Genomic DNA, 16,744 nt, shown 5'->3' on the forward strand with positions numbered 1-16,744 from the left:
TAAAAATCATTATGGCATAATTATACAAATGATAGTAGGAATTGTGTAACCTTTTATGCAAACAGTAACTGTATTTTTGTGATACAATAAATTGATGATAGCATGAAAGAACAATATAAAGTAGCTGGAATGACTTGTGCGTCGTGTGCAATTAGTATAGAATCTTATTTAAAACCACAGAAAGGGATTTTGGAAGTTGCTGTAAATTACCCAAATCAATCGGTAACCATAAAGTACGATGAAAATACTATTTCACTTGAAACAATTTCTAAAAAAGTAAAGGAAATAGGTTTTAAACTAATTACAGGAAATAGGAAAGACACTAAAAAGGAGTTTGAAATATTAGAGAAAAAAAGATTGATTTCCCTTAAAAGGAAGTTGATTTTCGCTGCTATATTTTCTGTACCTATTTTTATCATGTCTATGTTTCTTATGGGAAAAATACCTTATGAAAACTGGATTATGATGCTACTTGCACTGCCTGTTTTATTTTATAGTGGATCAGAATTTTATACGATTGCTTGGAAAAGGTTAAAGAAGTTTTCCACAAATATGGATACACTTGTGGCATTAAGTACCGGAATTGCATTTTTATTCAGTGTTTTTAATACCATAAATCCGCAATATTTTTTAAGTAAAGGACTTGTGCCGCATGTGTATTTCGAATCGGCAGTAATTATTATAACCTTAATTCTATTAGGACGTTTTTTTGAAGAAAAAGCAAAAAGTAAAACATCTTCAGCCATTAAGAAATTAATGGGTTTACAACCTAAAAAAGTAACAGCTATTAGAAATGGAGAAGAAAAAGTAATTACGTATGATGAAATTTTAAAAGGAGAACTGATCATTTTAAAACCAGGAGATAAAATTCCTGTAGATGGAAAAGTAAAAAAAGGAATCTCTTTTATTGATGAAAGCATGATTTCTGGAGAACCGATTCCTGTTGAAAAAATAAAAGGAAGTAAAGTGTTTGCTGGTACCATTAATCAAAAAGGATCTTTAAGAATTATTGCCAATAAAATTGGTGATGAAACTTTGCTTTCTCAAATAATTAAATTAGTAGAAGAAGCGCAATCTAGCAAACCAACCATTCAAAAAATGGCAGATAAAATTGCAGGAATTTTTGTTCCGGTTGTAATTAGTTTGGCTTTAATTACTGCTGTTTTATGGTATTTATTAGGTCCAGAACCATCATTAACGTACGCATTACTAACGCCAATTACGGTTCTAATAATTGCTTGTCCGTGTGCGCTAGGTTTGGCAACGCCAACAGCTTTAATGGTAGGAATAGGAAAAGGAGCACAGCAAGGAATTTTAATTAAAGACGCACAAGCGCTAGAAACAGCATATAAAATTGATACTTTAATTTTAGATAAAACAGGTACTATAACAGAAGGGAAACCAAAAGTAACCGATTTAATTTGGGATAAAAACACTTCATCCACCGAATTACAAAAAGTAGTTTTGGCGATAGAAACACAGTCAGAACATCCTATTGCAGAAGCAATTGTAGCTTATTTAAAAGAGTTAGATACTAAAAGTGTTGCTATCGATTCTTTCTTAAGTATCACTGGTTTAGGCGCAGAAGCAAAATTTAATGAAGAACTCTATTACATAGGTAATGAAAGTTTAATGCTTCAAAAGGATATTACAATTCCGATTGATTTAAACACAAAAGCAAACGAATTAAAAATAGAAGCTAAAACGGTCGTTTATGTAGCGCATCAAAATAATGTTGTGGGTATTATTGCAGTGGCCGATAAAGTAAAAGAAACAACACTTGCAGCCATTCAAAAATTACAGCAAATGGGTATCGATATATACATGCTTACGGGTGATAATGAACAAACGGCAAAAGCTATTTCCAACAAAGTTGGGATAAAAAACTATAAAGCCAATGTAATGCCAGCAGACAAAGGTGCTTTTGTTAAAGAACTACAAGCACAGGGAAAAATTGTAGCAATGGCGGGAGACGGTATAAACGATTCTCATGCTTTGGCACAAGCTAATGTTGGTATTGCCATGGGAAGCGGAACAGATATTGCTATGGAAAGTGCTGGAATTACCTTAATGCATTCCGATTTAAAACAGATTTCTAAAGCCATTTTATTGTCTAAAGAAACGATGAAAACTATAAAACAGAACTTATTCTGGGCATTTATTTATAATATTATTGCAATACCAATTGCTGCAGGAGCGTTATATCCTATCAATGGTTTTTTATTAAACCCAATGATTGCGGGTGCAGCCATGTCTATGAGTTCTATTTCTGTACTCTCTAACAGTTTAAGATTAAAAAATAAAAAATTAAATTAAAAATAAAAATTATGACAACCGTAAAATACAAAACAAATATTCATTGTGGTAGCTGCATTAAATCTGTAACACCTGTGCTAAACGATTTAGATAACTTAGATTTTTGGAAAGTAGATTTAGAGCATGATGATAAAGTTTTAGAAGTAAAATTAGATGATGAAGATAAAGAGAGTGTTTTAAAAGCTGTTAAAAGTGCTGGTTTTGAAATTGAAGAAATTCAATAAATAAGTAGTTTGCACAAACATCTTTATTATAATTTACATATTATAAAGCTCAAAACACTAATTTATGGTGTTTTGAGCTTTACTTTTTTTAGTATTAAATTTCAAGCTGAAGGAAATTGTAAATAACAATATCTCTTATAAAAATAGGTGTGTTTTTATAAGAGTTACAGAAAGGTATAATAGTAAGATATCTATTGTAATACTGGAGAAGTAATTCATTTACCAAAGAAAATAAGCTGATTTAAAGTCTGAGAAATTTCTTTAGATTGATTCAAAAAGGTTTTATGTAATAGATATTAAAAACCAAGACGGGATGCGTAATTTTTGATAGGTATGAGTTTGATGCTTTTTTTATGACTCTAAAGGAGGTGAGTGATTAAATACAGATAATGAGGGGGTATAATAAATTAAATATTAGTTATTAAAAAAATTAAACCTCTAAAAATTGAATTGAATTTCAGTTTTAGAGGTTTTTATTTAGATTGTATTATAAAATTTAATTTTTTTCAAGTCCATATTCACCGGATATAGAACGGATAATTCTATCATTAGAACGCAGTCTCATTGATAGTAATGCTATATCCATTACAACATCATTATTAGAGTACTTAAATATTTTTTCTTGTGCACTTTTAGAGCGCTTATAGTTTGCTGAAAATCTATTTTTCCATTCAGTTTCATATTCACTTAAAAAATTGATATTTTGTTCTTGTAAAGATTTATGTATAGCCTTGCTTGCCATTATAGCCGCTTCAAAAATAAACTTGTAACCTTCTCCAACAATAGGGTTTACTTGAGAAACACTATCACCTACACAAACTAAGTTATTAATTACAAATTTTTCTAAGACGGGGGTAATTGGTACGCTAGCACCTTCTACTTTGTCATTATCTTTTCTAACTAATTTTTTAATTAATGGTAAGTTTAAAACCTCATTTAACCTAGGTTTTAAATTTTTTATAATGGCTTCATTGTAGGTTCCAAAACCAATAATTGCTCTTTTATTTTTTAATGGAAAAATCCACCCATAACCACCTTGATAATCTTTACCACTTAAAAGATACATTTTATTTGATTCTCCTAAATACTCAACATTATATTCAACTCCAGTTGCTAGTTTTCCTTTCTTTTGTCTTAATCCTATTTTTTTACTAATAATTCCATTTGTACCAGATGCGTCCACAATAATTTTTCCAAAATATTGGTTTTCATTTTTATCTGTAACACAGGTAAATAGCCCCGCATCATCTTTTAAAACATCTTTAATATGAACTTCAGTTTTTATGGTTACGTAGTTTGTGTCTAAAGAATTAATAAGTTCTTCATGCAGTTTCTTTTTGTCTAAAACATACATATTAATGTTTTTAATTTCTCTTTTTACCCTTTTAGATTGAAAAACGAGTGTATCTATTTGTTGTGCTACAACTTCTGTAGATAAATTGAAATCTTCTAAATTTATAAAACTACCAAGTGTGTTAAAAGAAAACTCTAATAAATTATCTTTTCTATCTAAAATAAGTGTTTTTTGTTTAAAATTACCAAGCTCTCTAGCTAACATTAAACCAGCAGTACCACCACCAACAATAACTACATCAAAATTATTCATAGACTTTTAAATATTGGTGTAAAATAATTCTATTTTAATTATAATAAAAATAAAATAGATAAAATAAAGATTTTAATATATGAGTTTTATAGAGTGCTAGTTTGTTTATAGTTAGTAGTTTAAATGAGTTCTTAGATACTAGTTATTTTTTAATGTAACGTTAGTTTTTGTTCTTATGGAAGAAGGAGAGGTTAAGTATTAAAATTAGATTATAGAACCGTTTTAAAAAGTGATTTTACTTTTTTTTAAGGTTTAATAATAAATAGAATTTATATGAGTCTTTTGTTTTTAAATAAAGTGAACAAACAAGTTTAGCCCTGATTGAAACGACATCCTTTTTTTTAGGGACGAAAAAAAAGATATAGTGGAAAGCAGGAAATAGCTTCTAAAAAAGAATTTTAAATTACTTCCAATTAATTTTAATAAATCGGTTGTTTTTTACAAATTCTGTCGGTATTTTATTTAAAACCTCTAATCGAATAGCGTCTATTAAATGGTCTTTTGCTAAAGAATGATGTATTGCTATACTAACTTCTCTTATAGGTTTTGGATCTTCGAAATTAATATGACAACCAATGTCGTTTTTATTAATCGCCATTTCGGGTACTAAGGTAAATCCGCCATAATTATCTACCATCTTTTTTAAAGCTTCTATAGAACCACTTTGAAATTGAATACTTTTTGGGTTTGTGTTTTTAGAGCAAATCTTTAAAACCTGATTTCTAAAACAATGTCCGCTTTTTAACAGCCAAATATTATCTAAATTTTCTATTTCTTTTGCAGAAACTACTTTTTTATCTTCCGGAAACTGTCCTTTTTGTCCGTAAAACACAAATGGTTCGTTGTATAATTTTATTTCTCTTATAAAAGATTCGTTAAGCGGAGTTACTAAAATACCAATGTGAATTTCTTTATTTTTTAATGCAGCAATAATGTTTTCTGTCTGCATTTCTTCGATAATTAATGTGGTGTTTGGGTATTTTTCTGAAAATGAACCAGAAATTAATGGAATTAAATAGGGAGAAACAGTGGGGATAATTCCTATTTTATAAACACCGTTCATACTATCTAATTCGGTATTTACCATGTTTTTTAACTCGCTAACTTCCCTTAATATTACTTTAATTTTATTAATAAATACTTCGCCCAAATTTGTGGGTTTAAATGGAGATTTACTTTTATCGAAGATAGAAAAACCAATTTCGTCTTCTAACTTTTTAACTTGAATTGTAATTGTTGGTTGGGTAACAAAACATTTTTCGGCAGCTTTTACAAAATGCCTATAGGTGTCTAGGGCAATTACATATTCTAATTGTTGGAGGGTCATGTTATATTGATTTTAGCAATACAAGGATATAAACTATTAATTTGATTTATGAGAGGGCCTGATTGATATTTGTACTTTAATTATAAATAAAATCAATTACAAATGAAAACACGATTAATAACATTTATCGCTTTATCTGTAGCCCTTTTTGGATTTGCACAAAACAATAGCGGCAAAAACACAATTACAACAAATGGAGGAGTTCCTGTTGGTGACAATCAAAATTCTAAAACGGTAGGCGAGTACGGACCTGTTTTATTAGAAGATATTCATTTAATAGAAAAGTTAGCGGCTTTTGATAGAGAAAGAACTCCAGAAAGGGTAGTGCACCCAAGAGGAGCAGGAGCGTCTGGTTACTTTGAAGCAACAAAAGATATGTCTGATTACACTAGAGCTGTATTATTTGCAGAAGCAGGGAAAAAGACGGATTTAGCCGTTCGTTTTTCTACCGTAATTCACGGAAAAGGTTCTCCAGAAACAGCAAGAGATCCTAGAGGTTTTGCTGTAAAATTTTATACAGAACAAGGTAATTATGATATTGTTGGTAACAATTTACCTGTCTTTTTTATTAGAGATGCTATTAAATTTCCAGATATGGTGCACTCTTTAAAACCTTCTCCAGTAACGAATAAGCAAGATCCTAATCGTTTTTTCGATTTCTTTTCTCATCAACCAGAATCTACACATCTAATTACGAGATTGTATACAGATTTAGGAACTCCAAAAGGCTACCAATATATGAATGGAAGTAGTGTACATGGTTATAAATGGATTAATAAAGCCGGTAAAGTAACCTATGTAAAGTATTCTTGGGTTTCTAAACAAGGAGAAAAAAACTTAACAGCAGAAGAAGCAACGATACAACAAGGTAAAGATTGGCAACATGCAACGGTAAGTTTACGTAAAGATATTGCTGATAAAAATTATCCTCAATGGGATTTATATGTGCAATTGATAAAGCCAGAAGATATGCATTCTTTTAATTTTTGGCCTTTAGATGCTACCAAAGATTGGCCAGCAGATAAGATAGAAAAGATTAAGATTGGTACCATGACTTTAAACGAAAACCCAGTAAATTATTTTGAACAAGTAGAGAGTATTGCTTTTTCTCCGGGTGCTTTAATACCAGGTGTAGAACCTTCTGAAGATAAACTTTTACAAGGAAGATTGTTTTCTTATTTTGATACGCAAAGACATAGATTAGGACCTAATTTTCAGCAATTAGAAATTAATAAGCCTTTAAAAAATCCTAATAATTATAATTCTGATGGTTGGTTAAGTGCCGGAAACAAAAGGTTTGAAAACCCAGATGTAAATTACCAACCAAGTAGTAGATCTTCTTTAGTTGAAGACCCACAATATAAACAAGTGGAAACTACACTAACAAACGTAACAATTACACAAAAAGAGATTTCTAAAACAAATGATTTTGCACAAGTAGGAGATTTTTATAGATCGCTTTCTAAGCAACAACAAGATAATTTAATTAAAAATTTAAAAGGAGATTTAGGTCAGGTTACTGATAAAAAGATTCAAATGAAAATGATTACTTATTTCTATAAAGCAGATAAAGAGTATGGAATGAGAGTAGCAAAGTCTCTTGGTTTTTCTGCAAAAGATTTTATGAACCACTAAGTAAATAACAAAACAAATTACAAAGAGGAAGTTTAAGCTTCCTCTTTTTTAAATTATATATATTATGAAAAAAATTACATTTATTTTAATTCTAATTTTATCATCTACTATTTCTGCTCAGTCTATTTTTGATGCTTCTAGAAATGGTAATTTAGATAAAATTAATGCTCTTTATACTTTAGACAATAATGTTATAAACACAGCAGATACTAAAGGTTTTACTCCTTTAATTTTATCGGCTTATAATAACCAACTAAAAGTTGTTGCTTTTTTATTAGAAAAAGGAGTTGCCGTAGAAGCTAAAGATGCATCTGGTAACACAGCTTTAATGGGCGTTTGTTTTAAAGGATCTATTTCTATTGTTAAAATATTGATAGAAAATGGAGCAGAAGTTAATGCACAAAATTATAACGGAGCAACTGCTTTAATTTATGCAAGTACTTTTGGTCATACAGAAATTGTAAAATATTTATTGGCTAATAATGCTGATAAAAATTTAACAGATAATAGAGGAAATACTGCTTTAAAACATGCGGTTATGCAAGGAAATACCGCTGTGATAGCACTTTTAAATAAGTAATTAAATATTTTAGCTTTTAATAAAATGAATAAACAAGCTTAGTCCTTATTGAAACGACATCCTTTTTTAATAGAGAAAACTGCTTTTAGCAGAAATCTCTATTGAAAAAGATATTGTTTTTTTGACTTTGCTTAAGATAAATTATAAGCAGTAAACAGCTTTTAAAAGAATATTTAATATAAGGCATATTCAATTTCTTCTTCCTCTACAATTACTGGAAATAATTTTTCTGCCTCCGCTAAATCTTCAATATTATCTACTTCATACCAAGGTTTTTTATCGAAAGAAACGGCTTCTAATTGTAATTTTTGTTCATCTACCAAATCAGAAAAAACAGTTTCATAATAAGAATTTACACTTCCTTCTTCAATATATTGATTTAGTTTTTTACTAACTTCTTGCCAAGAATCTAATGAGAAACTATAAATATTTACCGTTTTATAACGTGTTTCTGAATATGCTTCTGTAGTGCCTGCTTGAAACTGAATTACCTTATTTTGGTTGTTAATCGTTACTGTGGTTCCGTTAAGCCAAGGTTGCATTTTTGCTACAGCCATTCTATCTGGATACACCATATTGGTTAGTAAGGATGTTTCTAAAACCAAGTCGCTTTCTATTAAAACAAACGGTTCTTTAATGCTATTACGCGCCATCCAAAGTGAGTAAATATTGTTGGTGGTTTTGTATAACGGACTGTGTACATACTCAATATTTAAACCTTCTTTTTGATTACCTAAAAAGTCTACAATACATTCTTGTTTGTAACCTGTTACAATGATAAGACGTGTAAAACCTTGTGCTGTTAAATTGGTAACCAAACGCGCCAACATCGATTTTTCATTGACTAAGGTTAAGCATTTTGGAGCGTCTTTAGTGATAGGAAAAAGGCGACTTCCGGTTCCGGCAGCAAGTAATAAAGCTGTAGTAATTCTATTATTGTTGGTGTTCTTTTCAGAAGTATTCGTCATGTAATATTAATTAGGGGATACTATCAAAAAAAAACATAAAAGCATTTTTAAAAGCTTTTATGTTTACTAAATTGAATGATTTAATATTTTGTTTATAGATAATTTAAAGAACATTTATAAAGTCTATTAATGTAATAATTGACTTGTATAATTGTTTATTAAAAATCCTTTTTTGGCAAATTTACTATCCTAAGTTGAATGGTACTATTTATTTTTAACAATTTATTAAATAAAAAAATCATTCTCTAAAAGGCGTAAAAAAACCTCTAATTACCGATTTGATATCAGTAAAATAGAGGTTTTATTAGTTTATGAAATAGTTATTTATACTAATTTCTTTGCATTTTTAACTTTTTGCTTTGTAAGTGCAATTTCTATTACTTCTTTCATTTCTGTAACATAATGGAAAGTCATACCTTTTAAGTAGCTTTCTTTTATTTCTAAAATATCTTTTTCGTTTTCTTTACACAGAATAATTTCTTTAATATTGGCTCTTTTAGCAGCTAATATTTTTTCTTTAATTCCGCCAACTGGTAATACTTTTCCACGTAACGTAATTTCGCCAGTCATGGCTAATTTGTTTTTAATTTTACGTTGTGTAAAAGAAGAAACTAAAGAAGTTAACATGGTAATACCTGCACTTGGTCCGTCTTTTGGCGTTGCGCCTTCTGGTACGTGAATGTGTACATTATATTTTTCTAGAATTTCTTGTTTAATACCAAATTCTTCTGCATTCGATTTTATGTATTGCAAAGCAATCGTTGCAGATTCTTTCATCACATTTCCTAAATTACCTGTAATAGAAAGATTTCCTTTTCCTTTAGATAAAATAGATTCTATAAATAAAATATCTCCACCAACGCTTGTCCAAGCTAATCCAGTAACTACACCAGCAACTTCATTATTCTCGAATTTATCTCTAAACCTTGGAGTTCCTAAGATTTTTTCTATTTTTTCTGAAGAAATAGCAATGTCATATTCCTCTTCTAAAGCGATAGATTTTGCAGCAAAACGAACCACTTTTGCAATTTTCTTTTCTAAACCACGTACTCCAGACTCTCTTGTATAACCTTCTACAATTTGCTCTAATTGTTTTTTACCTAACTTTAAATGTGCAGTTGCTAAACCATGCTCTTTTAATTGTTTTGGTAATAAATGTCTTTTAGCAATTTCTATTTTTTCTTCAATTGTATAACCAGTAACATTTATAATTTCCATTCTATCGCGCAAAGCCCAAGGAATTTGACCTAAGTTGTTTGCAGTAGCAATAAAAAGTATTTTAGATAAATCGTAACCAACCTCTAAATAATTATCGTAGAAAGATTCGTTTTGTTCCGGATCTAAAACCTCTAACATTGCAGAAGAAGGATCTCCTTGATGACTGTTACTTAGTTTATCAATTTCATCTAAAACAAAAACAGGATTCGAAGTTCCAGCTTTTTTTAAGTTCTGAATTAAACGTCCTGGCATAGCACCAATATAAGTTTTTCTATGTCCTCTAATTTCTGCTTCATCACGCAAACCACCTAAAGACATACGTATATATTTACGTCCTAATGCTTCTGCTACAGATTTCCCTAAAGAAGTTTTACCAACTCCCGGAGGTCCGTATAAACAGATAATTGGCGATTTCATATCTCCTCTTAACTTTAAAACGGCTAAGTGTTCTATAATTCTTTCTTTTACTTCTTCTAAACCAAAATGATCTCTATCTAAAACCTTAGTAGCAAATTTTAAGTCGAATTTATCTTTTGAGTAAATTCCCCAAGGTAACTCTAGCAACAATTCTAAATAGCTTCTCTGAACACCATATTCAGCAGCTTGCGGATTCATTCTTTTTAATCGATTTAACTCTTTTTCAAAAGTTTCACCAACTTCTTTGCTCCATTTTTTAGTTTTAGCCTGCTTGCGCATTTCTTCTAACTCTTCGTCATTAGAAACACCACCTAATTCATCCTGAATGGTTTTTAATTGCTGATTTAAATAATATTCACGTTGTTGTTGGTCTAAATCTTCGCGAGTTTTAGACTGAATATCATTACGTAATTTTAATTTCTGAAGCTCTTTGTTTAGGTTTTTCAACGCTAATAAAGCACGTTCTTTTAGATTGTCTTTTTCTAAAATGACTTGTTTCTGAGCTACTGATAAATCCATATTAGATGAAATAAAATTCACCAAAAACGAATCTGATTTTATATTTTTAATAGCAAAAGAAGCTTCACTAGGTAACATTGGGTTTTCCTTAATTACCTCTAAAGCTTGTTCTTTAATAGACTCTATAATTGCTTCAAATTCTTTTTCGTCATCTACACTTCTGTCTTCTAACGCTTCTTTTACCGTTGCTTTTAAATACGGTTTGTCTTGAATTATTGCATCGATCTCGAAACGTTTTTTACCTTGAATGATAACGGTTGTGTTACCATCGGGCATTTTTAAAACACGTAAAATTTGCGCAACAACACCAGTTGTATGAATGTCTTTTAAAGTAGGTTCTTCTTCGTCTTCATTTCTTTGCGCAACCACTCCAATTACTTTATCGCCTTTGTTAGCGTCTTTTATTAATTGAATAGAAGCATCTCTACCTGCTGTAATTGGTATTACAACACCAGGAAACAATACGGTGTTTCTTAAAGGTAAAATGGATAAAACTTCTGGAACGCTTTCCTTATTAATAATTTCCTCATCTTCTGGAGTCATTAACGGAATTAATTCAGAATCTTCATTCAACATACTATGTAGCGACATATTGTCTAAATGCATTATTTTTGGTTTGCTCATCTGTTATATCTCTGTCATACTGACATTGATTCTTAAAAAGTTTAAGATCAATATCAATTCGTTGTTTTTAGTTTATTGATAATCAAGAAGGTAATAATATTTTTTCTTAATCTCTAATATATAAAAACAATTGTTATGCCAAGGTTAAAATAGTTTAGATTCCTTTTAAAGTATTTAACTTATTATAATTTTAGTAAATTTGATTGAATAAAATAATTAATTTCCAATTTTGAAAGATACAAGTCATCATGATGAACGTATTGCAAATATGAATTTTTTTTCTGTGTATCCTCATTATGTAACAAAAGTGGAAAAAAAGGGAAGAAGTATCGCTGAATTACACGAAGTAATTGAATGGTTAACTGGTTATAATGAAAAAGAGTTAAAAGAACTGATAGTTACTGAAGTTACCTTTGAAACTTTTTTTAAAAATGCAACATTACATCCAAATGTACATTTGATAAAGGGTGTGATTTGTGGCTATAGAGTAGAGGAGATAGAGAATTCTTTAACACAGCAAGTTCGTTATTTAGATAAATTAGTTGATGAGTTAGCGAAGGGGAAAAAGATGGAAAAGATACTAAGGCAAGCGCCTAAAAAATAGTATAAAGTGTAGTCACAATTTTGCCTTTTCCGTCTTCTAAGGTATAAGACAATAATTCTTTTTCTTCTTTAACCTTCATATTAAAAGGTGTCGCTAATAAGTCAATTCCGCTTTTCTTTTTAATTCGGATTCCCTGTCCAGAAATAATATCTTTATTAGGAATAAAATCATCACAAGGAAGATGTTCTGTAAGAATAACATATTTATAATTTGTTAATTTCTCTACAACACTTAGTACTTCTGCATTAGATAAATGTTGCAAAACTTGCCTTAAAATAATACAATCTCCTATTGGTAAATTATCCGTAGCAATATCTAAACATTCAAATTTTAAATTATCTGCTTTAAAGTTTTCTTTATTGTGTTTTATCAATTCTAAGACAATATCTATAGCCGTATATTTTTGAGTAAGTTTTACAAATTTTTTACCAATATTAAAATCTCCACATCCTAAATCTAAAACAGTAATTTGGCTTTTAAAAGAAGTTAAAAAAGAACTAATAGTTTTTATATAAGGTGCTATTATTTCTGGTTGATGAGAGCCCGAACCAGAATAAAACTCAGCGTTGTTGCTTCCCCAAAGATTCATTTCGTAAACTTGTTCCATTGCCTTTTTTGTTGGCCAAGGTTTCTTTGTTTTTTTATCCATAGAAATTTAAAGTAAAACACGCACAATTATTAGGGTTCAAATGTAACAACAAATACTTAAAAATGGATCTCACATAAAAAAAGAGTATTTTTATTTTTGCAAACTGTCACAAATTAAAAAGAATGTAGTCTCTAGGATACAAACGTTTTATTGGAAACTAATCAACCACATATAACCAACCTTATAAAACGCTGCAAAAAGTCGGATAAAAACGCGCAATTAGATTTGTATAAAGCATATTACCATGCAATGTACAATACTGCTTATCGCATTTTAAAAGACAGTTTTGAGGCGGAAGATATTATGCAAGAAGCGTTTTTAACGGTTTTTACAAAGATGGACAGTTATAAGGGGGAAGTTACTTTTGGTGCTTGGTTAAAGAGAATTGTAATTAATAAAAGTTTAACGCAGTTAAAGAAAAACAACCGATATGAAGAAGTAAAGATGGAAGTTGTTTCTATAGATGAAGTAGATGAAGAAGAGATTGACTATACCGGTTTAAAAGCAAAAAACGTTTTGACTTGTTTACAAAGTTTAAAAGAAAATTACAGATTGGTATTAACTTTGCATTTAATAGAAGGATATGATTATGAAGAAATTTCACAGATTTTAGATTATTCAAATGAAAATGTAAGAACCACTGTTTCTAGAGCAAAAAAGAAATTAAAGCAAGTATTGCTTGCAGAAAATAGTAAAGCACAAGGGTATGGAAGATAAATTAAATCATTTTTTTTCTGAAAAGGATTTCGATTTTCAGGAACCACATGCGGGTCATTTAGACCGTTTTGAACGAAAACTAAATCATTTAAGTAGAAAAAATAAAACTTCTTGGACGTGGATGTCTGTAGCAGCTTCTATAGTTTTAGTTGTTGGTTTTTGGTTGGGGTCTAGTCATCAAAAAAGACAATTAGATTTGGCAGATGTTTCTCCTAAGATGGAAGAAGTACAGACTTATTTTGTATCAACAATTTATCAAGAATTAAAAACTTTAGAAAAAAATAGAAGTTTAGATACAGAAAAAATTATAGAGAATGCTTTAGAGGAGTTGGAGGAGTTGGAAGATGTATATGCTACTTTTGTGAAGGAATTGAATAAAAATGGTAAGCAAATAAAAGTTATTAGTGCTATGATTAAAAATTATCAGCAACGTTTATCTGTATTAGAAAATACCCTAAAACAGATAGAGCAAGTTAAAAATCTTAATTTAGAAAAGAATGAAACCTATCTATAAAATTACATTATTATTTCTTTTAATTCCCTTATTAACGTCTGCTAATATTGATAAAAAGAAACATGAAAAAAATAAGGTTATTACTAAATTTTTTAATGTAAATACAGATGCTAAGCTAATTATAACCAATAAGTACGGAAATTTAAACATTACTACTTGGGATAAAAATAGGGTAGAAATTGAAGTAACGATTACTATACAAGGTGATGACTTAGATGATGTTAACGAAAAACTTTCTACGATAGATGTTGCTTTTAATTCAAATTCTTCTTTAGTAGAAGCGAGAACAATTATTGACAACCAAAAAAGTGCTTGGTCTTGGTGGGGGAAAAGTAAAAAAATTAATTATAAAATTAATTATGTTGTTAAAATGCCAAGGTCTAACTCCGTAAATTTAAATAATGTGTATGGTGATATTTACCTAGATATTTTAGATGGAAGCGCAGCTATTAATTGCAATTATGGCAAGGTTTCTATTGGAAATTTATCAGCAGTAAATAATAATATTAACTTAGAGTATTGCACAACTTCAAATATTAATTATATGAAAGAAGGGGTTGTGAAAAGTGATTATTCTAAACTAAATATAGGAACATCAGAAAATATAAAAATAAACGCAAAGTATTCTACTGTAAAAATAGAAAATGCTGTAAATGTAGCTTTTAATTGCGATTACGGTTCTATGTATATTGAGGAGGCAGAAGAAATAAAAGGAAATTCAGATTATTTAAGTATGCAATTTGGTACTGTAAAGAAAAATTTATTTATAGAAACAGATTATGGATCTTTAACCGTTAAAAACTTAGTAAAAGGTTTCCAAAACGTGGTGGTAAATGCAGAATATGCAGGTGTAAATATTGGTGTAGATTCAGATGCAGTTTTCGAATTTGAAATAGATTTACAATATGCAGATTTTAATAGAAATGAGAATAATATAGTGTTTTCTAAAAATATTTCTAAGTCAACAGATAAATATTACGAGGGTAAATTTGGAATTGGAAAAAGTAACTCTAAACTTAAAGTTAAATCTCAGTACGGAGGGGTTACTATTAAATAGATTTCTAATAAAAAAAATAAAATAAAAACAACGATTATGAACAAGAAAATATTTTTAACAAGCTTAATTTTAACGGTCAGTTTTACTATAAATGCACAAAATTGGTTTGGAAGCAGTAAACAAATAAAAGGAAATGGAAATTTGATTACGCTAACGAAAACTACAGAAACGTATAAAAGTATTTCTATAGGTGGATCTTTTGATGTAATTCTTGTTAAAGGGAAAGAAGGTAAAATAACCTTAGAGGGAGAAGAAAATATACTTCCCTTTATAGAAACTGAAGTTTCTGACGGCACTTTAAAAGTAAAGTTTAAGAACAATACAAATATTAGTACCACTAAAAAACTAACAGTAACAGTGCCTTATATAGATATTGAAAGTGTTGCTTTGGGCGGTTCTGGAAACATTTTAAGTGAAAGTTTAATTAAGGCAAACAATTTTAGTATTAGTTTAGGTGGTTCTGGAAACATAACTTTAAAAGTTGATGCGAACAATATTAAAGCTGCTATTGGTGGTTCTGGAAATATGAACTTAGAAGGTAGTTGTAACGAGTTTACTTGTTCTATTGCTGGTTCTGGAGACATTAGTGCGTACGGTTTACAAACGGATGAGGTTTATGTAAATGTTGCTGGTTCGGGTAGTGTAAAAACGAGCGTAAGTTCTAAAATTGAAGCAAAATTAGTAGGTTCTGGTAATGTTTATTACAAAGGAAACCCTGCAAAAGTTAATAGTAAATCGGTTGGTTCTGGAAGTGTGGTTGATAAAAATTAAATTACCACCAAACTAAAAATATTTTAATAAGCTCGCCATTTTGTTTTTTCAACCAGCAAAGTGGTGAGAATTTTCTTTGCAAATATTCTTCGGCAACAAGGCTAAAACCTTCAAAATTTAACCAAGCAACATTTTTATGAGGAATAGAAATCCAATCTTTTTTATTTGGGATAAAGAACTTACAATCTTTAAATTGTTCTAACTCGTTTTTGTTGATGTAAAAACCAGCAATACAAGTTTGATTTAATGTTGATAACTCAAGATTTTTATCAGAAAAAGGAATAAATAATTGTCCTTTAAAATAAACTTCTTGTTCTATTTCTGAAGCTTTTAAATTAATGGTTTTTAAATACGATATACATTCATTAGAGTAGAGAAGAGGCAGTTGTTTGTCTTTTAGTTTATCTAATTTTTCTACTAAAGAATCTTTTCTATTCGGGCCAATAAAATGTTCTACTTCTGTTTTTCCTACAGAAGAATCATACAAATAAAACTTATAAATAACTTCTAAATGAATTGGTTTTTCATTCCTTAACAAGATGCAATCTAACTCACCTAATGTGATTTTTTCTTTCTGAATTTGAATGTTCTCACAAATAATAGAAATCGATTTTTCTTGTGCTAATTGATAAGAAACAAAACGTTCTATATATTTACCTAAACGTAGTTTTTCATTGATGTCTATATCAATTTTTGTTGATTTCAATTCAATTTTAAATTGATGTAAGCCACAAACAGTATTGCCTTTCCACAAACAATGTGTTTGTAAAAATCCTTCATACCTTTTCTGAATATCTTTTGTTTTTTGATGCATATATAAGACACAAATTTAAATTAATTTAATGCTAAGCAGACAAATAAAAGTACGATTTTATAAATAATGTAATTTATAAAGCTGATTTTAAAATAGTATTCTCAACAAAAACGATATTGCTAAACTTTTAATTTTGTGTCTTTGCGAGAAAAAAAACATCTCTGTGAATATTCGTAAAATCCGT

15 protein-coding genes are annotated in these 16,744 nt (G+C 29.4%); 9 read left to right on the forward strand and 6 right to left on the reverse strand.

Annotated features, from left to right (window positions below):
• Positions 1-102 precede the first annotated feature (102 nt).
• Both KV700_RS01345 and KV700_RS01350 read left to right on the forward strand, forming a co-directional pair.
• Positions 103-2,316, forward strand: a complete 2,214-nt coding sequence (locus KV700_RS01345) for a cation-translocating P-type ATPase (protein WP_218598791.1) — start codon at positions 103-105, stop codon at positions 2,314-2,316.
• A gap of 11 nt (positions 2,317-2,327) precedes the next feature.
• The gene (locus KV700_RS01350) at positions 2,328-2,540 is read left to right on the forward strand and encodes a heavy-metal-associated domain-containing protein (protein ID WP_166384605.1); all 213 of its coding nucleotides are present in this window, start codon (positions 2,328-2,330) and stop codon (positions 2,538-2,540) included.
• A 496-nt stretch (positions 2,541-3,036) separates the two neighbouring features.
• Here the strand turns inward: KV700_RS01350 and KV700_RS01355 are convergent, their stop codons facing one another.
• Both KV700_RS01355 and KV700_RS01360 read right to left on the reverse strand, forming a co-directional pair.
• Positions 3,037-4,146, reverse strand: coding sequence for an NAD(P)/FAD-dependent oxidoreductase (locus KV700_RS01355; RefSeq protein ID WP_166384607.1), 1,110 nt, complete (start codon positions 4,144-4,146; stop codon positions 3,037-3,039).
• A gap of 403 nt (positions 4,147-4,549) precedes the next feature.
• The gene (locus KV700_RS01360) at positions 4,550-5,473 is read right to left on the reverse strand and encodes a LysR substrate-binding domain-containing protein (RefSeq protein WP_166384609.1); all 924 of its coding nucleotides are present in this window, start codon (positions 5,471-5,473) and stop codon (positions 4,550-4,552) included.
• Between the two features lie 102 nt (positions 5,474-5,575).
• On the opposite strand from KV700_RS01360, the gene KV700_RS01365 reads away from it, so the two are divergent.
• Together KV700_RS01365 and KV700_RS01370 are read left to right on the forward strand one after the other, a co-directional pair.
• Complete coding sequence (locus KV700_RS01365) at positions 5,576-7,108, forward strand: catalase (protein WP_218598792.1); 1,533 nt, start codon at positions 5,576-5,578, stop codon at positions 7,106-7,108.
• 64 nt (positions 7,109-7,172) lie between these two features.
• A complete protein-coding gene (locus KV700_RS01370; protein WP_218598793.1) occupies positions 7,173-7,688 on the forward strand; it encodes an ankyrin repeat domain-containing protein in 516 nt (171 codons plus the stop codon).
• Positions 7,689-7,861: 173 nt separating this feature from the next.
• Here the strand turns inward: KV700_RS01370 and KV700_RS01375 are convergent, their stop codons facing one another.
• Positions 7,862-8,656 carry a phosphocholine cytidylyltransferase family protein gene (locus KV700_RS01375; protein WP_218598794.1) on the reverse strand — a complete coding sequence of 265 codons (795 nt, stop codon included), beginning with the start codon at positions 8,654-8,656 and terminating at the stop codon, positions 7,862-7,864.
• 324 nt (positions 8,657-8,980) lie between these two features.
• On the reverse strand, positions 8,981-11,434 hold the full coding sequence (lon, locus tag KV700_RS01380) for an endopeptidase La (RefSeq protein WP_166384616.1): 2,454 nt from the start codon (positions 11,432-11,434) through the stop codon (positions 8,981-8,983).
• A 229-nt stretch (positions 11,435-11,663) separates the two neighbouring features.
• Here lon and KV700_RS01385 point away from each other — a divergent pair, with 229 nt between their 5' ends.
• Positions 11,664-12,038: a DUF2200 domain-containing protein gene (locus KV700_RS01385; RefSeq protein WP_166384618.1), complete on the forward strand. Its 375-nt coding sequence runs from the start codon at positions 11,664-11,666 to the stop codon at positions 12,036-12,038.
• Here KV700_RS01385 and KV700_RS01390 read toward each other — a convergent pair.
• On the reverse strand, positions 12,028-12,687 hold the full coding sequence (locus KV700_RS01390) for a class I SAM-dependent methyltransferase (RefSeq protein ID WP_218598795.1): 660 nt from the start codon (positions 12,685-12,687) through the stop codon (positions 12,028-12,030). The two genes, KV700_RS01385 and KV700_RS01390, sit on opposite strands and share 11 nt — an antisense overlap.
• A 150-nt stretch (positions 12,688-12,837) precedes the next feature.
• On the opposite strand from KV700_RS01390, the gene KV700_RS01395 reads away from it, so the two are divergent.
• From KV700_RS01395 to KV700_RS01410, 4 genes are read left to right on the forward strand one after another with little or no spacing between them, the layout of a single operon-like run.
• Entirely contained in the window at positions 12,838-13,404 is a 567-nt protein-coding gene (locus tag KV700_RS01395; protein WP_218598796.1) for an RNA polymerase sigma factor, read from the forward strand.
• The gene (locus KV700_RS01400) at positions 13,394-13,918 is read left to right on the forward strand and encodes a hypothetical protein (RefSeq protein ID WP_218598797.1); all 525 of its coding nucleotides are present in this window, start codon (positions 13,394-13,396) and stop codon (positions 13,916-13,918) included. The genes KV700_RS01395 and KV700_RS01400 overlap by 11 nt, the downstream gene beginning before the upstream one ends.
• A complete protein-coding gene (locus tag KV700_RS01405) occupies positions 13,902-14,975 on the forward strand; it encodes a hypothetical protein (RefSeq protein ID WP_218598798.1) in 1,074 nt (357 codons plus the stop codon). Before KV700_RS01400 ends, KV700_RS01405 begins: the two co-directional genes overlap by 17 nt.
• A gap of 36 nt (positions 14,976-15,011) precedes the next feature.
• Positions 15,012-15,746 carry a head GIN domain-containing protein gene (locus tag KV700_RS01410; protein WP_218598800.1) on the forward strand — a complete coding sequence of 245 codons (735 nt, stop codon included), beginning with the start codon at positions 15,012-15,014 and terminating at the stop codon, positions 15,744-15,746.
• A gap of 1 nt (position 15,747) precedes the next feature.
• Here KV700_RS01410 and KV700_RS01415 read toward each other — a convergent pair whose 3' ends face one another.
• On the reverse strand, positions 15,748-16,560 hold the full coding sequence (locus KV700_RS01415; RefSeq protein WP_218598802.1) for a DUF1853 family protein: 813 nt from the start codon (positions 16,558-16,560) through the stop codon (positions 15,748-15,750).
• Positions 16,561-16,744 lie beyond the last annotated feature (184 nt).

Origin of the sequence: Polaribacter sp. NJDZ03, from assembly GCF_019263805.1 — a bacterium.
Taxonomy (GTDB): domain Bacteria; phylum Bacteroidota; class Bacteroidia; order Flavobacteriales; family Flavobacteriaceae; genus Polaribacter.